The sequence below is a fragment of the Collinsella sp. SGI.180 genome (assembly GCF_050313455.1).
In the GTDB taxonomy this organism is placed as follows: Bacteria; Actinomycetota; Coriobacteriia; order Coriobacteriales; family Coriobacteriaceae; genus Collinsella.
Genome location: NZ_JBNPLL010000044.1, coordinates 1 through 1429, shown reverse-complemented (window position 1 = coordinate 1429; position 1429 = coordinate 1). Strand labels below are relative to the sequence as shown.

The 1429-nt window shown below is 67.2% G+C and carries 2 protein-coding genes; both read left to right on the top strand.

Going from position 1 to position 1429, the window contains the following annotated elements; all coding sequences use genetic code 11:
• A partial coding sequence (locus ACQRAP_RS08650; protein ID WP_427795398.1) for a Mu transposase domain-containing protein occupies nucleotides 1–498 on the top strand: 498 nt, incomplete at its 5' end.
• The gene (locus ACQRAP_RS08645) at nucleotides 495–1322 is read left to right on the top strand and encodes an ATP-binding protein (RefSeq protein ID WP_006234068.1); all 828 of its coding nucleotides are present in this window, start codon (nucleotides 495–497) and stop codon (nucleotides 1320–1322) included. The genes ACQRAP_RS08650 and ACQRAP_RS08645, both read left to right, overlap by 4 nt.
• The last annotated feature ends 107 nt before the right edge of the window (nucleotides 1323–1429 follow it).

Here is a 1429-nt window from a genome sequence, read left to right as displayed (position 1 = left end):
GGAAGGTCCTTCACCGACCTTGACGCCCTCAACCGGGAGGCCGCCCTCTGGTGCGCCGAGCAGGGAGGCCGCTGGCGGCGCGCGGCGGCATGCGTCCCGATGCGCGAACACGAGGCGGCGTGCTCAGCAAACACCAGGCCGCTCGAGGTCACGGCCGAGGTCGAGCGGTACCTGTGCCCGCGCCGGAAGATCTCCTTCGACGGCTTCGTGAGCTTCGAGGGGCACCGCTACGGCGTGCCCTACTGGTACGTCCGTCGCGAGTGCAGGGTGAACCGGGAGGGGCGCGTGGTGCACATATACAGCGACGACCTCTCCCGCGAGCTCGTCGCCCACGCTGTCGGCACCGGCGCCGACAGCTGGTGCGAGGGGCAGTGGGAGACATCGCCGGCGCAGCCCGAGGAGCTACCGACCCAGCCGGTGGGGACCGTGGTCGAGCAAATCGCCCCGCCCAGGACGAAACCCGGTTTCGAGAGGTTCGACTTCGGGAGGGCCGAATGATGGCGGGCGCGGGGGCGAGCCCCTACGAGCTCGCGAGCGACGCCGCGTCGAGGCTCGGGATCGCCGTCGGGGCGGAGGAGCTCGCGACCCTCGCCTCGGACCTCGACCTCGGCGACGGGGAGATGGCCGCCGTGGCCGCCACCTTCTCCTACCTTGCGGAGAAGAGGAGGCTCGCCTCCATCGAGACGCTGCTGAGACTGAGCAGGCTGCCCAGGCGCGAGCCCAAGACCTTCGAGGGTTTCGACTTCTCCAGGATCCAGGGCCGGGACGCGGCCGCGCTGGGCAAGCTCCCGTCGCTGGCCGACCTCTACGCGCACCGCAACGTCGCCTTCGTCGGGCCCGGCGGCATAGGGAAGACGCACCTCGCACAGGCCTACGGGCGCGAGTGCTGCATGCGGGGGCTCAAGACCTACTACATAAAGGCGACCGAGCTCAGGGACAGGTTCCAGAAGGCCGTCCAGCGGGGAAACACCTCGCGTGTCGTCTCCTCGCTCGTCAAGCCGTCGTGCCTCATCGTTGACGAGGTGGGAAGATGTGTCTACGACAGGCCGTGCACCGACCTGTTCTTCGATGTCGTCGACAGGCGCTACGAGAAGGAGGGGCCGAACGCGATGGTCCTTACGAGTAACATCGCCCCGAGCGGGTGGGATGAGTTCTTCACGGGCGACGACACGCTCCTCTGCGCCCTCGACAGGCTGTTCGACAAGGCGTCGGTGTTCGTGATGCGGGGCCCGAGCTACCGCGGCAGGGGGCTTGACACCTACTCGGTGGAGGCCGTCCCCCAGGCGGTGAAGGTGAGGGGGATCCAGCCCGAGGGGATGTAGGAATGCGATAGGAAAGTCATAGATGCGGGCGTGTTGGCTAAAATGGGTCGGCCGGGATTGGTCAATCTCGGCCGACTATATTTGGCTAAATTATTCCGACGCTAACA